Below are 17,621 nucleotides of genomic sequence, written 5' to 3' on the forward strand. Positions count from 1 at the left end.
GTCTTGTAGAGGAACCACAGTCTTTCAAAATCTTTTTCGCTAAACATAATCTTTCAAGTTTTAAGTTTAGCACGAAGGTATGGGAAAGAAACATGCTAGTCAATACGCCAATTTTGGAAGCTTACAAATTTACCAGATTTACTAAAGCCAAATAATTTGTCAATAAGCTGATTGCAATATGTCTATTTATATAATCTCTGTTTTTTTAGACTTCTCTTTTTTACTTTATAAATATTTTATGGCTACAAAGTAACAGATAAAAGTTGAAAAAAGCAAATCTCTCAGACATTTCGCAGACTACTGTTACAAATTTTTCTCAATATACAACTTTTCTTTAATTTATACAATAACTCCAGCCTTTCGCATTAAACCATATCATCTCCCGTCTTGGCAAAGGTAACGCGGATGGTTTTATGGAAAGGAATAAAACGGGATACGATGGCAATGACCAGCGTAATGACAAACAGCCATCCCAGTACCTCTTTCAGGGCCAGCAACAGGCTCTGCTGCTGCAGTGTAGTATACAGCGAAGAAGTGGCCACTTGAACCGCTTCCTCATAGCCATGCCCCTGCAGCAGTCCGCTGTTGAACGACTGTGAGAAGCGGGCCATCGCCAACGGATCGGCCTGAGTAACCGTTTCTGACAATGAGTGCATGTATTTCTGCTCCAGATTGTAAAGGATATTGCTGTAAAATGAAGTGGCCATAATGGGTGCCAGTACCGAACGGAAAATAATCAGGAAAAACGCGTTCGACAACAGGAACTTCGGATTCAGGTCCTCTACGGCAAACAGGGCAAAGGCAATGATCAGTGTCAACATGCCCAGTCCACGGATAAACACCGGGAAATAAAGCATCTCATACGTACTGTCGGGCGAAATGCCGAAATACAGCAGTCCGAAAAACAAGGCAAAGCATCCCATCCCCCCGGCAATCAGGAAGCGGAAACGCCAGCGCTGCCACCGGAACCACCAGAAACAGATGAAAGCTCCGAGCACATAGCCCGGCAGCAACCAGATGTAGAGTGAATACGAATGTGTAGTATCCACCTTCAGAATCGATGCCATGTAATTGGTCAGCAAGGTTGTCGAAGTGCTGAAAAACATGATCATCATCATATAAAGATACCCCACTATCGCTTTAGGCTGATAAAGAGGGGCCAGGTTTACATAAGGCTTTTCCGAATGGTATTGCATCCACACGAAAAACGATATCAGTATCGGTGCGATGACCAGATAAATGCATATCCGGGTTGACGACATCCAGTCGAGCACCTTGCCGTAATTAATGGCATACATCAGCATCAGCAGTCCGGTAGCGATGACACACATCTCGCGCAGGTGAAACTCCGAGACCGGAATCCGCTTCATGGGACGGTTGTGACGGTAGAGCACAATGATGACCAGCATCGCCACCAGCAGCAGAATCATCATGAAATAATACATGTACTGCCAGTTGTAATGATAAGCCAGTTCGGCCGTCAGTACCATGGAAACCTGTCCTCCGGAATACACCAGCGGGTAAAAATAAGAATAAAATTCGCTTCGTACGTTCTTGGGACTGAACACCTTCTGCGAGAAACGGATGAACCACAACATCAGGAATCCCTTGAGGAAACCGATGATGAAGCTGCACACAATCAGAATATCGGCACTCTGAGAGCGGGCGCAGATGCCGCTCAGCAGAAACTGCAGTGACAAATCGGAAAGCAGCACAAACTTTGCAGAAAAATTATCCAGCACCTTCGGCACAATGGGATACGCAATGGCCATTCCTGCCGAAGCCGCATAATACCCCATCGTAATGTCTTCGGTGTAGGTACCCAGTGTATTCGACACCTCAAGCATACTGCCCGTATACGATCCGTTGAGCATTATCACCGGCAGAATGATTACAAACAGGCTCACGATAGCCAGCCAGTTGGGCACCCACTTGCGGACCGGCAGTCCCAGTTGAATTACATTCGTCATTCTTGAAATACTTTAATCAATCCGTACCTTCCTTTCTCTACTTCACGCCTACTTGCGCAGCGCTTCGGTAATCACCATCATTCCGGCGCGCAGACTTCCCATCTCCTCTTCACTGACTCCCTCCAGGTCAATCCGCACCGGAATACGCTGCTGCACCTTCACAAAATTTCCTGCCGAGTTATCTGTCGGAACCAATGAATACTTCGAGCCTGTAGCCTCTGAAATGGCCGTCACTTTTCCATGAAATACCTTGCCCGGCAGTGCATCCACCCGGATCTGTACCGGCTGGCCGATATAGATGTTGGCAATCTGAGTCTCCTTGTAATTGGCAGTAATCCATTTATCCCTGCTTCTGACCAGGTACGTAATGGTCTGACCCGACTGCACCAGTTGTCCCGGCTCAAGCGTACGCCGTCCGATGTATCCGTCGTAAGGAGCCACCAGTACCGTATACGAAAAGTTCAGCCGGGCCAGATCCAGGTCGGCTTCCTTCCTCAGAATAGCCGCCTGTGCACTCGTAGTCCGCTTGTTGGCTTCCGAATACTGCGAAAGTGCCGCCCGCTTCTGCTGCATCAATGCCTCATAACGTGCCTGAGCAGCCTGGTAAGCTGCCTTTGCCTGTTCGTACTGCTGTTCAGGCACCGACTCGTCCTTCCACAAACGCTCGAAACGATGGTAATCCTGTTCCAGCTGCCACAGTTTGGCCTTTGCCTCTGCAATGTTCGCTTCCTGTACTGCCACATTGGTCTGCGAGGTCTCTATGCCCGACTGCAGCACCTCTTTGGCTCCCTCCACATCCAGCAGGGCAGCCTCAGCCTCCTTCACCTTGATCAGGTATTCGCGGTTGTCCAAAACCAACAACGTATCTCCTTTATGTACCAGTTGGTGCTCCTTGAAGCGCACCTCGCGGATATATCCCGTAGCCCGGATGTTCAACGGAGCCACATACTGGTCGACGAAGGCATCGTTCGTAATCTCATAATTAAAATATCTCCAGAAATAAGAAGCCGTCCACCATATGCCCGATACCGCAATCAAGGCACATACCGTGTTGAGAATCACGTTACGCATTCTCAACTTTCTCAGTTTCTTATGTTTTACATGTAATTCAGTCATCCCGTTATTTCATTTTAAGTAAATAAAAACCTGTTTCTCTTCTCCGCATTCGCCGGCTACAAGCGTCCGCACACACGCTGCAACTGATAATACGTATAAATCACCTGCGTACGTGCCGAAGTAAGCTGGAGTTCCGCATCCAGACGTACACTGTTCGCATCCAGCAGGTCGGTCAGAATGGCCAGCTGGTTCAAGTAGCGGTTCTGCATGATGCGGTAGTTCTCTTCCGCCTGCCGTACCGACAGTTTCAGTGCCTCCACCCTTTTCAACGCCTCATGATGACGCAGGTATGCCTGGCGCACCTCTACACGTATCTGCTGCAGCTTCAAGTCCTCCTCGTTCTTGCTGAGTAGGACTGCAAGCTTGTTCTCACGTATCTTATGATTGTTTTTATAAAGCGACGAAAGCGAATAAGAAACCGAAAGTCCGATGTTCCAGTTGTTGTTATAGAAATCAGCCATCGTGCGGGACACCGGACGTGCCAGCGTATTGGAAGCATACAAGGAAACTCCCGGAAGTGAGGCTGCACGCGCCACCTTTACATCCACCTGGGCTATCTCTGTCTGCTTGCGGAGGTAATTCAACGAAGGTTCGTTCTGCAACGCCTCACATAAAAACGCATCGTAGTCACGCAGTTCCACCGACTGATAAAGCAGGGCCGTATCGGGCAACAGTACATGATGCTCCTCCAGGCCAAGCAGGATGCACAACTGCTGCGACAGCAGCAAAATGCTGTTATGCACCTCCGTCAGCGAAAGGCGGTCGTTGGTGAGCTGCATTTCACTCCGCAACACATCGTTGTTGGTAATCAGTCCTTCCCGCTTCATCCGCCGGATATCTTCCAGCCGTCGTTCCGACTCCTCGATATTGCGCTCAAGCACCATCTCCTGCTTGAACAGACTGAACAGTTCCAGATACCTTTCCATCAGTCCCAGCTTGATTTCCGAACGGTCGGCTACCGTCTGCAGGGCAGCCGCTTCCTGAAGCAGTCCCGCTTTCTTGATTCCGTAATGAATCCGTCCCCCCTGATAGACCGGTTGCGTAAAGTCAACCGCATAATTCTGCGACCAGTCCGGAGTGTCGGGATACGTAGGATCGGAAAGTCCCCGCTGGAAGACCACCGGCTGTCCCAGTACACCTCCCTTCAGACCAATCTGCAAATCAGGCAGACGCGAGGTACGGGCCGTCTGCTTCTGCTCTGCCGACAGTTTCTCCTTGATCGCATCGGCACGCAACTTCAGGCTGTTTTCCACTCCCAGGCTGAACAGCTGGTCGACGGGAAGGAACAAAGAATCTACTTTTTGTGGCGGAAGCTGCGGATATGCTTCCTGCGCATATCCCTCTCCTGCAACAGCCCCACAAAACACAATCGCCAATATCCACTTATACATTTTCGAGTACATTAAAGACAGTATCCAGTTCAGACAACATACGGTGCAACGTTTCCTGTCCGATGCTCTTCTCGGCATTCACATATACCTGATCCAGGACCGGACGGATCTGCTCGCGGAAACGTTCCCCTTCGGGAGTAAGGTAAACCAACTTATTCCTCCGGTCGGAAGCATCTTCCTTCCGGCATACATACCCTTTTTTCTCCAAATTCAACATCAGATTAGTCAAGCAAGCCTTATCCTTGGCCGTCCGCTCCGCCAGCACCTGTTGGGTAATCCCCTGTTCATTCCACAAACAGCTCAATACCTGGAGCATTTCAAATGTGATACCGGCCTCATTACGCTTCAAGGTTCTCTGCATCGCCCTGCGAAACGCCATTCGCGTACGGACCACAGACAACATCAGTTCACGAAACTCAGTTCCTTCTCTATTCATCTTTGTAGGTTTTTGCATTACGGGCACAAAGGTATATATTTTGACTAAATTAGTCAAACATTTGACTAATTAATGCAAGATGAAATCTTCTTCCCTATGAGATTCTACAACGTAACACACTGTCAGGCAATACACTATACATCATCCACCCCCTCATATCAAACAAAGGAGTCAGGGCACTCTCCTTGCAGAAGAGTAGTGCCATGACTCCTTTCCCTATGCTACGAGGACCACACGTCCCCATTTTCTTTCCAATCCGGTTCCAGAAAATCCAATCCGCCGGACCGGCCATTAAAACCAATCCTTAAACTCCGAGACCTTCGCCTTACTGATGATGATGCGCTCCTTAAAAGGCACTTTCAGATTCACAGCCAACCGTCCGTTGAACCAAAGACTGATGTCCTTTACTGCCTTCTTCGATATCAGGAACTGCCGGTTGGCCCGGAAGAACAGCACCGGGTCCAACTGCTCAGCCAGTTCATCCAGCGACTGCGGAAATACGATTTCCACATTTCCTTCGTCCACCGCCTTAACTACCCCATCGGAGATATAGAAAAACAGAATGTTCTCTACCGAAACCGGAACCAGTCTGTCTCCCTTTACCGGAATCAGAAAATACGTCCGGTAACTCTCCTTCCGTTTCAGTTCGCGCATCAGAACGGCCAGGTCGCTTTTCGGTGCCTCCTGACTGCTCCGTCTGGAAAGTTCTTCCAGCTTGTCGAGCGCAGCCTGCAGGTCGTCACAGCTGATTGGTTTCAGCAAATACGCAATACTGTTTACCTTGAAAGCCTTGAGCGCATATTCATCATAGGCAGTGGTAAAGATGATCGGACACTTGATTGCCACATACTCAAAAATCTCAAATGCCGATCCGTCGGCCAGATGAATGTCCATAAAGACCAGGTCCGGCATCGGATGGTCCTTGAACCACTGAACCGTATCCAGCACACTGTCCGTCTCGCCCACAATCTCCAGATCGGCTGCCGTCTCGCCAATTACCGCCTTCAGGTTGCGCAGCGCAGCTTTTTCGTCTTCAATAATCAATGTCTTCATCATACCATACCCGTTTTTAGTCCATCAGGGGAAGCTCCACCATAAACCGGTGCTGCTCTTCCCTGACCGTAATCTCCTGCCGGTACAAAAGGCGGTACCGCTTCGCCAGATTGTTCAGTCCGATTCCCGTACCTCCCGCACCGTTCAGCCGCGGCTGGAAGTTATTCTCTACCGTTACCTTGCCGCCGGCAGCCTTGATTTTCACGGTAAGCGACTTCCGCCGGCTGATTTCATTGTGCTTGACAGCATTCTCCACCAGCATCTGTACCGCCATCGGAGGCAACTTCTTCGTATACATCTCCGGTTCCACCACTATGTCGAAAAATAAATTGTCCTCATACCGCATCTGCAGCAGGTAGATGTACGAATGCACGAAATCCATTTCCTCGCGCAAGGTCACCGAGTGCGACCCGTTGTCCTGCAATGTATAGCGAAGTACCCGGGAGAGTTCCTGCAGGTACTCCTGCGCCTTGCCGGACGATTCACGTATCAGCATGGAAAGGGTATTCAGCGAATTGAACAACATATGAGGATTCAGCTGACTCTTGAGGGCTTCGTACTGATTGGCGATGTTCTCGGTACGCAACTGCTGGTTCTCCAGCTGCACCTGATTGCTCCGTTCGTTCTGATACATCAGGAAACTGCTTCCGGTCACCACCACCGAAGACAGGAAATCGCGGAAAGGATGGAGGTAGTGATGCAGCATGGAATCGATGGCGGGAATATCCAGGTGATGATGCAGAAACACAAATCCCTTTCCCAGCAGATTACTGCCTACCCATACACCGACAAACGATATCAGCAGTTTCTTCCACCCCATCTCCACACGCACGTTGCGGAAGCCCAGCAGCCTTTCATTCAAGAAGAAAAGCAGGCACAAAGACAGATACGTAAAACAAACCTCACTGCCCACGTCCGTCCAGTGCATGTCCGGAAAAATCATTCCTTCGGCAGACGTATTCGACAGAGCGATGATTTCAGGAGAATGAGTCAAAAATGCCACCACCAGCGCGATGGCATTTATAATCAGCAAATATTTATTCGACCAGAATTTCATATTACAAAGTTAATGACTTTTCTGTGCAGACACATACATCCCCGGACGAAAATCCTCTACGAACTCCTCGATGCGCAGATAGAGCTTAATGGAACGGTTGACATTATCCACCATCTGGTCAATAGCCTGCAGCGTTGCCCGGAACGTACGGTCGCCCATGCCGTTCACGTGAAAGTCGAACACATCTCCCACCTTAATCTTATCCAAGTCCTTCTCGTAGGCAGTCAGCTGCACCATCAGCGCCCGCTTGTCGACCACCTCACAAATCGGCTCACCCGCATCCAGGAACTTTCCGATGTTCCCGTTCAGGTTCGTAACATATCCGCTGACCGGCGACGTAATCTTCAGATACGGTTCAATTCCCGTCTGCCGCAATCCCTGCGCATCTACCCCCAGCAACAACAGTTGGGCAGCAAAGGCATCCTTCCGGCTCTTTGCCGACAGATAATCGGCCTTGCTCTGCTGGAACTTCTTCTCTGAAGCCGCCTCGTGCGACAAGAGATTCTTCTGACGGGCATACTCCTGTTCCAGAAACTCCGTCTGAGCCGCCGCATCCAGATACTCCTGCTGCAGGACAATATATTCCGGATTCTTCAGGGTAGCCAGTACCTCTCCTTTCTTCACGAACTTACCGGGTGAGACCGCCAAGGTATTCACTGCCCCTCCCATGGTAAATGTCACACTCACCTGATGCTGCGGAGGAAGGAAAAGAATACCGTTGAACGAAGGTGCATTCGCTACAGCCGTTGCTCCCGACACCGCATCCACCTCCGCCGAGTCGGCCTTCAGTCCGGCATTCGTCGTATCACTGGCAGCTACCGTCTCCACCGCCTGCGGCGCTGCCGCCTCTTTGTTTTCCGAACAAGCCCCGCACATCCACGGCAAGGCTAAAAAAATAAACAATCGTTTCATATCATTGATCCTAATTTATTCGACAAAAACTATTCTGTATACAATTCCATTTCCAGGACAGAGACATTGTAATTATAAACTGTCTCAAGGTAACTCCGGCGGATATCCTGCGCCGCATTCAGGCTCTGCACCAGTTCCGCGATGTCGGTCTCGCTCTCACGGAAACGCTGCAGCGCACTCTGCTGCAGGCTTTCCGCCTCCTTCAGGGCCGCACCGTCATAATAGTCCAGGCTCTTGCGCTGCTGGGTGATCCGGCTTCTCAATTCATCCACCTTCGTGGTAAGCCGGGTACGGTCCATATCTGCCTCCCATTCCGCAATGCGGAAGGCCACCTTCGCCTGACGAGCACGGCTCCGCTGCGGGAAGAACAATATCGGGAACGAGACCCCTACCATCCATGAATTCAGGTGCTGCAGCGGAGCGATTTTCTGCTGTACATAGCCGACGGAAATCTCCGGGAAGAACTTGCTTCTTTCCACACGCATCCAACCTTTTTTCTCGGCTACCTGAGCCGAGAAGTAATTCAAATAATCGGTTGACAGCAGGGAAGCATTCATCTCTTCACAAGGCAGCACCGTCAAGGCCGTATCACCGGGTACGACAGGACTTCCGGCGTAGCAGGCCCAGGCAAAACGTTTTCCGGCCAGTTCCACTTCCTCGCAAGCCTGAAGCCAACGGGTATGAATGCCCGAAGCCAGTGTAGCAATCATGTTACGCTCCGTCAGGTCAATATCTCCCTGACGGTAACGCAAGTCGCCGCTTTCACGCAACTGCTCTGCCAGTTTCTCCTGTCCTTCGTAAAGACTGCGCAGGTGATATGCATACTGATAATACGCCCAGGCACGCTTCACCTCGGCTACAATCTCTTTTCTGACCAGGTTCCGGTAGTACTCGCCTTTCTGCGTCTGGGTATTGACCAGGGCATTGCGGTAGAACGGAGTCAGCAAAGAACCCAGCGACTGCTCCACAGAGAGTTCATGGTCTTTCCGGTACTCACCGTTCAACTGTCCCCAGGAATAACTGAACGAGGTATTGCCTCCGTCCCAGATCTCTCCCCGGGAAGCCTGTGCTTTCTCAATCTCCGCGGTAGCCACCATCAGACGAGGATGACGCTGCATCGCTATCTCCAGCGCCTCATCCAGTGAGACTTTCCGTACCGGCTCCTGTGCCTGAAGCCATCCGGTAGCACCAAGCAGACAGCCCACAACCATCAGTCCCCTGCCCGACACACGCAACTTCTTCCAGGCCCACGCATGCCGGATCCGGTTCACCAGCAAATAGAATACCGGCACGATAATCAATGTCATCACCGTTGACACAATCAGTCCCCCTATCACGACCGTAGCCAGCGGACGCTGTACCTCTGCCCCGGCCGAAGTAGCGATGGCCATTGGTACAAAGCCCAGCGAAGCCACCAGTCCCGTCAAGAATACCGGTCTCAGCAAATGCTTGCAACCGTTTGAAATGATCCGACTCGTACACATCTGATAAGTCCTTTCTTTACGTAAATCATTAAAATGGTTAATCATCAGGATACCGTTCAATACCGCCACACCGAACAGGGCGATGAAGCCCACACCGGCAGAAATACTGAACGGAAGTCCGCGCAGCCACAACGCCACGATGCCTCCAATCAGCGAAAGCGGTACGGTAGAAAATACCACAAGGGAATAAATCACGCTGCGGAAGGCGAAAAACAGCAACAGCAGAATCAGCAGCAAGGCTATCGGAATCACTACCGCCAAGGTATTGATGGCATTCTGCAGATTTTCAAACTGTCCGCCATACTCAAAATAATAACCCGGCTGCAGGCGTACGTTCTTATCGAGCGACTCCCTGATCTGTGCCACCACCTGACTGATATCCGCATCGCGGACATTCACTCCGATGACAATCCGTCGCTTCGTGGCATCGCGGTTAATCTGCAGAGGTCCGTTGACCAGGTCGATGCTGGCCACCTCACTCACCGGAATCTGAATGCCCTCACCGGTACGGACAAAAAGCTTGTCGATGTTCAAGTCGCGCACTTTCTCCCGGTCCAGACGCACCACCAGGTCGAAACGGCGTTCGTTCTCGAACACCACTCCAGCCACTTCCCCGGCATAGGCCGTACGGATAATCGTATTGAGTTCCTCGATATCAATTCCATAACGAGCAATTTTGCTCCGGTCGTAATGAATCAGCAACTGCGGAAGTCCCATGGCCTGCTCCACAATCACATCCGAAGCACCCGGAATCTGTTCCACGTAACGGGCCGCTTCCTGCGCCTTCGCATACAGTTCCTCCATGTTTTCGCCATAAAGTTTAATGGCAATGTCTGCCTTGGCTCCCGTCATCAGTTCATTGAAGCGCAACTGAATCGGCTGACTGAAATTGAACTCGGCTTCTGTAATGGACGACAGTGACTCCTTCATCTTCTCTACCATCTCTGCACGGCTCCGGGCCGAGGTCCACTCCTCGAAAGGCTTCATGACAATCATGATATCGGCATCCTCCACAGCCATCGGGTCGGTAGGAACCTCTGCCGTACCAATCTTGGCCACCACATGCTCGATTTCCGGAAAGTCACTCTTCAGTTTCTTCTCTGCCTTCAGTGATACCTCAATGCTCTTGCTCAACGAACTGCCCGCCGGCAAAGTCATCTGCATGGCAAAATCCCCCTCGTCGAGCGTCGGGATAAACTCAGCTCCTAAACGAGTAAACAGCAGCAAGGCTCCCACCAGCAAAGCGAAAGAAACAGCCAGTGTTCCGGCCACCCGTTTCAGACAAAAATCCAATGCCCGTCTGTAGCCTTTTCCCAGCCAGTCAAAGAAACGGTCGGCCAACGTCGGTTTGGCAGAGACCGCCGGTTTCAGGAAGACCGAAGCCATCATCGGCACATATGTCAGCGAAAGCAGCAAGGCACCGATAATACAGAACACCAGCGTCTTGGCCATCGGTGTAAAATACTTTCCCTCGATTCCGTTCAAGGTCAGAATCGGGAAGAACACAATCAGAATAATCAATACGGCAAAGGTTGCACTCCGGACTACCTTTCCGGCTCCATGCGCCACCTCTACATTCATTTCCTCTCTGGAAAGCTTTCTTCCGGCCAGCGACCTGCCATAGAGGTGAGCCAGGATTCCTTCCATAATCACAATCGAGCCGTCCACCACGATACCGAAGTCGATGGCCCCCAGACTCATCAGGTTGGCCGACACCCCGAAGATACGCATCATGACAAAACCGAACAACATGGCCAGCGGAATCACCGAAGCCACAATCAGTCCCGCCCTTACATTGCCCAGGAAGACAATCAGCACCAGAAACACAATCAAAGCCCCCTCAATCAGGTTGCGCACCACCGTCGAAATGTTCCGGTTCACCAGTTCCGAACGGTTCAGGTACGGTTCCACGCTGACCCCTTCGGGCAACATTTTCTGCACGGCAGCCACCCGCTTCTCCAGTTCACGGGTCACCACATTCGCGTTGGCCCCTTTCAGCATCATTGCGATACCTCCCACACATTCTCCTTCACCGTCCTTGGTCATGGCACCGAAGCGCTTCGGCGCACCAAACTGCACCTTACCGATATCACTCACATGCACCGGAATACCACCGCGGTTGGCTACCACCACCTGCTCAATGTCGCGGATATCCTTAATCATACCCTCCGAGCGGATGTAATAAGCCTTTTCCGATTTCTCAATGTAACTGCCACCCGTATTCTGGTTGTTCCGGTTCAATGCCGAGAATACCTCCCCAATCGTAATGTTCAGCGAGAACAAGGCGTCCGGATCGACCGCCACCTCATACTGCTTCAGATAACCTCCGAAACTGTTGATTTCCACAATTCCCGGAATACCCGACAACTGCCTTCTTACAATCCAGTCCTGGATGGTACGCAACTCCATGGCATCATACCGGTCCTCATAACCGGGAGCCACCTTCAGCACATACTGATAAATCTCTCCCAGTCCGGTGGTAATCGGCATCAGTTCGGGCGTACCCAGTTCGGCAGGAATCTCCACCGACTGAATCTGCTCATTAATCAACTGCCGGGCGTCGAGCACCGGAACATTTTCCTTAAACACTACCGTCACCAGCGAGAGTCCGAAACGGGATACCGACCGGATTTCTTCCACATTCATGATATTACTCATACTCACCTCGATGGGGAAAGTAATGAGCTGTTCCACTTCCTGCGGAGCCAGTGTAGGCGATACGGTCACAATCTGCACCTGATTGTTCGTAATATCCGGCACTGCATCAATGGGCAGTGTCAGCATGGAGTAGATGCCTCCTGCCAACAGCAGCAGGGTAGTCAGCACCACAAACATCTTTTTCCGGATAGAAAAGTCAACGATTTTCTTAAACATATTTTCTGCTCAGATTACTTAAATAATTACACTATCTTAATGGTACAAAGATAATCCGAGACGACATGCAGGTACCCAAGAAAAAGGTGAAGCGGAGAAAATGGGCGGTGAAATCGCCCAATCGGTCATTGAATGAAACTGTCTCCCTTTTCCACTGCCACGGCATCACCACTGCCCCTTCCTCCTGATCTTTCTGTGTATCCGGCGGGCAGACCGTACGTTCCGCCGTCAGACATAAGGAAGGCAAAAAAGAAAAGCTGCAAATTTCCAATCACCTGTCATGGAAACCTGCAGCTCAAAAATCATAAAAGAGGTACCTTACTCTCCGGCTTTCTCCTCCGGGACCGCTGTACGGCGCATGCTGAATTCACAACCGCAATACTGCTGATTATAAAAGTTGTACTCTTTGATAATCGCAATCCGCCGCTCACTCAGTCCACCCTTCCGCCAGTTCTGTCCCCACCAGCATACCTCCGGATAAGGCTCAACCGCATACTGACCGGCCGCATCAATCTGCTCCAGACTCTTCCAGCGCGAAGATGCCAGCGTCGTGGTGATTACCGTAAACCCATGCTCATGTGCATAACGGGCCGTATCGCGCAAGCGCATTTTAAAGCAGCGCAGGCAGCGGCCTCCCCGTTCGGGCTCGTTCTCCATTCCCTTCACCTCACACAGCCAGGCATCGTGTGCATAATCGGCATCCACAATGTCCAGTCCCAAAGACTGTGCATAACGCGTACACTCCTCCTTACGGATGAGATACTCCTCCAACGGGTAAATATTGGGATTGCAATAATAAATGGTCGGGCGCACCCCATGCTGAATCAGACATTCGATAATGGCCGACGAACAAGGTGCACAACACGTATGGAGCAAGACCTCCTTGGCTCCTCCCGGTACCTCCAACTCAAATTTCTTCTTTTTCATCGTAATCAGTTTATTGATTCTCCGTCCTTCTCTCCCACCGCTATCGGCTTTCGCCGCGAAACAAAGGAAGCAAGAACTCCGGAACGTCCACTCCATGCTTACGGATTCCCTCCAGGCAGGACAAGGCCGCAGGAGTCAGGGTGAAATACATCTGGCGCTTATCCTTCTCTCCCAACTGGCGGATGAGCATTCCCCGCTTCTCCACGGCACTGATTACCTTGGAAGCGTGCGAAGAATTCAGTCCGGTGCGCTCCACAATGGTACTGGCCGTCACCGTCTCCTGTCCGATGCTGCAAAGCACCATCGCCTCGTTCAACGAAACCCCGTGCGTATCCATCAGTTGCGCCTCCAGCGCAGCCAGCGCCCGAAGCAAGTCCCTCATTACACAAATACATTTTATCTTTTCCATCTTCTCTTCTTTCCCAAATATTCCAACGGGTCCTACGTCCCGGATTGCAAAATTACAAAAAACAGTCCTACCGCACAAACGAATATCAGGAGACAGGTCAGACAACCGTACACAGTTTGTCTTCCTGCCTCCTTTTACTCTCTATATTTAATGGTCCACCTGTTGTGCCCCGTCGGCTGTCCGACTTACGGAAGGCCCGTACAGCCCTTTCACCTCGGAGCATTCCCGGCTGCCTGTCTTAACTACAGATTAAATAAACAGATTCACGTTCGCCTGGTCGGCACGGTCCATGTACGTAGCCACACCTCCTACCGATACATTATCGAGTAATTCCTCTTTTTTCACTCCCATCACATCCATCGACATCTGACAGGCAATGAATTCCACCCCGTTATCAATAGCCTGCTGACGGAGCGATTCCAGCGAATCTACTCCCTTGCTCTTCATCAGATAACGCATCATACGCGAACCGATTCCTCCCATATTCATCTTCGAGAGTTTCAGTTTCAAGGAGCTGGAAGGCAACATCATTCCAAACATACGGCCGAAGATATCTTTCTGTACCTGCGGTTTGCGTACCTTCTTGATGGCATTCAATCCCCAGAAAGTAAAGAAGATAGTCACTTTCTGTCCCGTAGCCGCCGCCCCGTTGGCCAGTACAAACGTTGCCAGTGCCTTATCCAGGTCGTCGCTGAAAAGGATAAACGTCTTGCCCTTTCCGCCTTCGCTCACCTTCACCGCTTCTGCCGCACAGGGAGTAGCCTTTTCAATCAATACCTTATACACTCCTGCACCTGCTTCACGGGCAATCAGCCGATTGCCGGTCGTACGGCACCATGCCTCCGCATCCCGAGGGAATCCAGCATCCGTAGCCTGAATCTCCAGGCGTTCTCCGGGTGCCAGTGCTTCCATGCTTTTCTTCAACTTCAGAATCGGTCCAGGACACTGAATGCCACAAGCATCTACCTTAACCACCTTCGCTTCCGAAGTCGTGCAAGCGCAAGACTCAGCCGTACAGTTCGTCATACCCTCACAGGCACTGCCCGGTTCCTCCATTTTATCACTCTCCTCCGGACGAGCCACCGGAGTTACCGCAGCCTTATAAGTCTTCAATCCCCCAATCAGGTTGCGTACCTCTGCATAACCGTTCTCTTTCAGAATATTCGAAGCCAGATAACCTCTCAGACCTACCCCGCAATAGAGATAGACCGGACGGTCGGACGGAATCTCACCCATCCGTTCGCGCAATTCATCCAGCGGCACATTCTTCGCACCCGGGATAGCCCCCAGTGCAAACTCATCTGCCGTACGGACATCCACCAGCGTTACCTTTGTCAGATCGGCCTGCTGCAGTTCGCGCCAGTACAGCGGAGTCATCTTTCCGCTCAGAATATTACCGGCCACATAACCCGATACGGCAACCGGATCCTTGGCCGATGAGAAAGGAGGTGCATATGCATGCTCCAGACGAGTCAGGTCCTCTACGGTACCGCCACGCTTAATTACCAGTGCATATTCATCAATCCGCTTGTCCACTCCATCGTATCCCACAATCTGTGCTCCATACAGACGGCCGTTCTCAGGAGAGAAAGTAATCTTGATATCCATCTGCGAAGCACCCGGATAATATCCGGCATGCGATCCCGAATGAATGGTAGCCGACAAGTACGGAATATCCATCTGCTTCAGTCTTTTCGCCGGCAGACCGGTAGAAGCTACCGTCTGGTCGAACACCTTTGCAATGGCCGTTCCGATAGAACCCTCGTATTTCACCTTGTTTCCAAACACGATATTATCGGCAACGATACGTGCCTGACGGTTGGCCGGACCAGCCAGGAAGTTCAACCAAGGCTTTCCGATAACCGGATGCGGGAACTCAATCGCATCGCCCACGGCATATACTGCCTCATCCGAAGTCTGCAGGTACTCATTGACATAAATTCCCTTCATTTCTCCCAGTCGCAGACCGGCCTCAGCTGCCAGACGGGTCTCCGCACGAACCCCGATGGAAAGAATCACCAAGTCAGCCTCCAGTTTGATACCCGAACGAAAATTCACCTTTACTCCGTCACCCGCTGTCTGTTCGAACGATTCCACAGCCTGTTCCAAGTAGAGCTTCACTCCCTTCTGCTGCAAATGCTCATGCACCAGTGCAGCCATCGAATAATCAATCGGTCCCATTACCTGATTGGCCATCTCTACTACAGCCACTTCGGCACCGGCATGATGGAGGTTCTCAGCCATTTCCAGACCGATAAATCCACCCCCTACAATCACCGCCCGCTTCACGGCATGCTGTTCCATGTACGACTTGATACGGTCCGTATCTGCCACATTACGCAGGGTGAAAATTCCCTTGCTGTCAATTCCCGGAAGAGGCGGACGCACCGGAGATGCCCCAGGAGAAAGCAACAGTTTGTCATATCCCTCCGTATACACCTTACCGTCCGAAGTACGGACCGTTACCTTACGCGCTGCCGTATCAATGGCAGTCACTTCCGAATGCGTACGTACATCGATGTTAAACCGCTTGCCGAAAGCTTCCGGAGTCTGCACGAACAAACGGTCGCGCTCGGTAATCACTCCCCCCAGGTAATAAGGCAAACCGCAGTTGGCATACGAGATGTAAGCCCCTTTCTCAAAAAGAACGATTTCTGCCTTCTCTGTGTTTCTACGAATTCTGGCTGCTGCAGTAGCTCCACCGGCTACCCCTCCAACGATAAGCACCTTCATAATCTGTCTGTTTTATATTCTTTAATACTGTTTTTTCTTACTGATAATTTCTTTAAATATTATTTTCCATTGGAAAACACTGCAAAGAAATATCTTTTCTGTCGAAAAATAAAATTTCCAATGGAAAATATTCCCGTTTTAAGTTTTATTAAAGAATTCCACTGTTTATTCCGGCAGAGTCACAGATTCAGGCAGATTCAGACTGAGTCAAACTGAGTCAGACAAAATCAGACAGACTTCCCAGTGGTACAGGTAATAGACGAGCAAAAACACGCTGAGCACACAAAAAAGCAGACTGAGCACATGCAGAAAATTATCGCACACGCTGAAAGGCAATGCGCGGCGTCCCGTTTGCGACATAGATAATGCCACAGCGATGGAATCCCCGTTTCTCAAGCAAATGCTGCATAACCTTATTGTCGGCATGGGTATCAACCCGCAGATTGGCACACCTGGCCTCAGCCCAATCCAGACAGGTATCGAAAACTCCTTTACCTGTTCCGTCCGATGCCAGCCGATGAATGACGGCATAGGGGGCGTCGTTCAACCATTCTCCCTGTTCGATGCGGGCATAATTCGGATCTTCTCCTTCAATATAGCAGAAGGTTCCGAAAAGATGTGGCTGTACCTCTCCCTCTCGAGATGTCTTTTCCATCACATAGCAATGCCCCTCCTCTATTTCCCGAGAAATCAATTCCCGCTGCGGATAACCATTAATCCACTGATTAGGGTTTCCCGTTGCCTGCATGAACCGACGGGCTACTTCAAAAATCTGCATCAGCTTGTCCAGATCGGCAAACTGTGCCAACCGTATATTAATTGCTGTTTCCTCCATAAACTTATCTGATTTTACAATAAATCGTCAATGACCGACCAAAAATAGCTGTTTTTCCGAAAAAAAACAGCAGAAAATCCTCAAGATTTAAAATGTTATTATATCTTTGCACGCAAATCGGAAATCGCAATGACTGCGATGTTGCAAACAAGGGGCATTAGCTCATCTGGCTAGAGCGCGACACTGGCAGTGTCGAGGTGGCGAGTTCGAGTCTCGCATGCTCCACATGAAACCGTTAACTATCAAATAGTTAGCGGTTTTCTTTTTAAGGGGAATAAGGAAGGAATACGACCTCTTTGGGCTCAGTTTGAAAATTTGGGGGGTTAGGTTAAAAACCTTAATTTTGCGTCATGAAGCAAAAAGAGAAAATCCCCGTTAGTCCTTTAGAGTTGTTGAGCCTTTTCCTTCCAGTAGGCATGCTCGA

The 17,621-nt window shown here is 50.5% G+C and carries 12 protein-coding genes and 1 tRNA gene; 1 reads left to right on the plus strand and 12 read right to left on the minus strand.

The window, feature by feature from the left end:
* Positions 1–365 precede the first annotated feature (365 nt).
* The 12 genes from H3001_RS16955 to H3001_RS17010 all read right to left on the minus strand — a co-directional run bounded on the left by H3001_RS16955 (position 366) and on the right by H3001_RS17010 (position 17,197).
* A complete protein-coding gene (locus tag H3001_RS16955; RefSeq protein WP_178244721.1) occupies positions 366–1,970 on the minus strand; it encodes an MFS transporter in 1,605 nt (534 codons plus the stop codon).
* 48 nt (positions 1,971–2,018) lie between these two features.
* Positions 2,019–3,086 carry an HlyD family secretion protein gene (locus H3001_RS16960; RefSeq protein ID WP_181215572.1) on the minus strand — a complete coding sequence of 356 codons (1,068 nt, stop codon included), beginning with the start codon at positions 3,084–3,086 and terminating at the stop codon, positions 2,019–2,021.
* A 56-nt stretch (positions 3,087–3,142) separates the two neighbouring features.
* Entirely contained in the window at positions 3,143–4,489 is a 1,347-nt protein-coding gene (locus tag H3001_RS16965) for a TolC family protein (protein ID WP_178244719.1), read from the minus strand.
* A complete protein-coding gene (locus H3001_RS16970) occupies positions 4,470–4,913 on the minus strand; it encodes a MarR family winged helix-turn-helix transcriptional regulator (RefSeq protein ID WP_178244718.1) in 444 nt (147 codons plus the stop codon). The genes H3001_RS16965 and H3001_RS16970 overlap by 20 nt, the downstream gene beginning before the upstream one ends.
* 291 nt (positions 4,914–5,204) lie before the next feature.
* A complete protein-coding gene (locus tag H3001_RS16975; protein ID WP_178244725.1) occupies positions 5,205–5,966 on the minus strand; it encodes a LytR/AlgR family response regulator transcription factor in 762 nt (253 codons plus the stop codon).
* Positions 5,967–5,982: 16 nt separating this feature from the next.
* Positions 5,983–7,023, minus strand: coding sequence for a sensor histidine kinase (locus H3001_RS16980; protein ID WP_178244717.1), 1,041 nt, complete (start codon positions 7,021–7,023; stop codon positions 5,983–5,985).
* Between the two features lie 9 nt (positions 7,024–7,032).
* A complete protein-coding gene (locus H3001_RS16985) occupies positions 7,033–7,935 on the minus strand; it encodes an efflux RND transporter periplasmic adaptor subunit (protein WP_178244716.1) in 903 nt (300 codons plus the stop codon).
* Between the two features lie 29 nt (positions 7,936–7,964).
* Positions 7,965–12,293, minus strand: coding sequence for a CusA/CzcA family heavy metal efflux RND transporter (locus H3001_RS16990; protein ID WP_181215573.1), 4,329 nt, complete (start codon positions 12,291–12,293; stop codon positions 7,965–7,967).
* Positions 12,294–12,611: 318 nt separating this feature from the next.
* On the minus strand, positions 12,612–13,220 hold the full coding sequence (locus H3001_RS16995) for an epoxyqueuosine reductase QueH (protein WP_181215574.1): 609 nt from the start codon (positions 13,218–13,220) through the stop codon (positions 12,612–12,614).
* A 40-nt stretch (positions 13,221–13,260) separates the two neighbouring features.
* Entirely contained in the window at positions 13,261–13,629 is a 369-nt protein-coding gene (locus H3001_RS17000; protein ID WP_178244713.1) for a winged helix DNA-binding protein, read from the minus strand.
* A gap of 249 nt (positions 13,630–13,878) precedes the next feature.
* Positions 13,879–16,362: an FAD-dependent oxidoreductase gene (locus H3001_RS17005; RefSeq protein WP_181215575.1), complete on the minus strand. Its 2,484-nt coding sequence runs from the start codon at positions 16,360–16,362 to the stop codon at positions 13,879–13,881.
* A gap of 313 nt (positions 16,363–16,675) precedes the next feature.
* A complete protein-coding gene (locus tag H3001_RS17010) occupies positions 16,676–17,197 on the minus strand; it encodes a GNAT family N-acetyltransferase (RefSeq protein ID WP_219915891.1) in 522 nt (173 codons plus the stop codon).
* A gap of 151 nt (positions 17,198–17,348) precedes the next feature.
* Between H3001_RS17010 and H3001_RS17015 the strand changes: the two genes are divergently transcribed.
* Positions 17,349–17,422 (plus strand) — tRNA-Ala (locus H3001_RS17015).
* The last annotated feature ends 199 nt before the right edge of the window (positions 17,423–17,621 follow it).

The sequence above is a fragment of the Phocaeicola faecicola genome (genome assembly GCF_013618865.1).
GTDB classification, from domain to species: Bacteria; Bacteroidota; Bacteroidia; order Bacteroidales; family Bacteroidaceae; genus Phocaeicola; species Phocaeicola faecicola.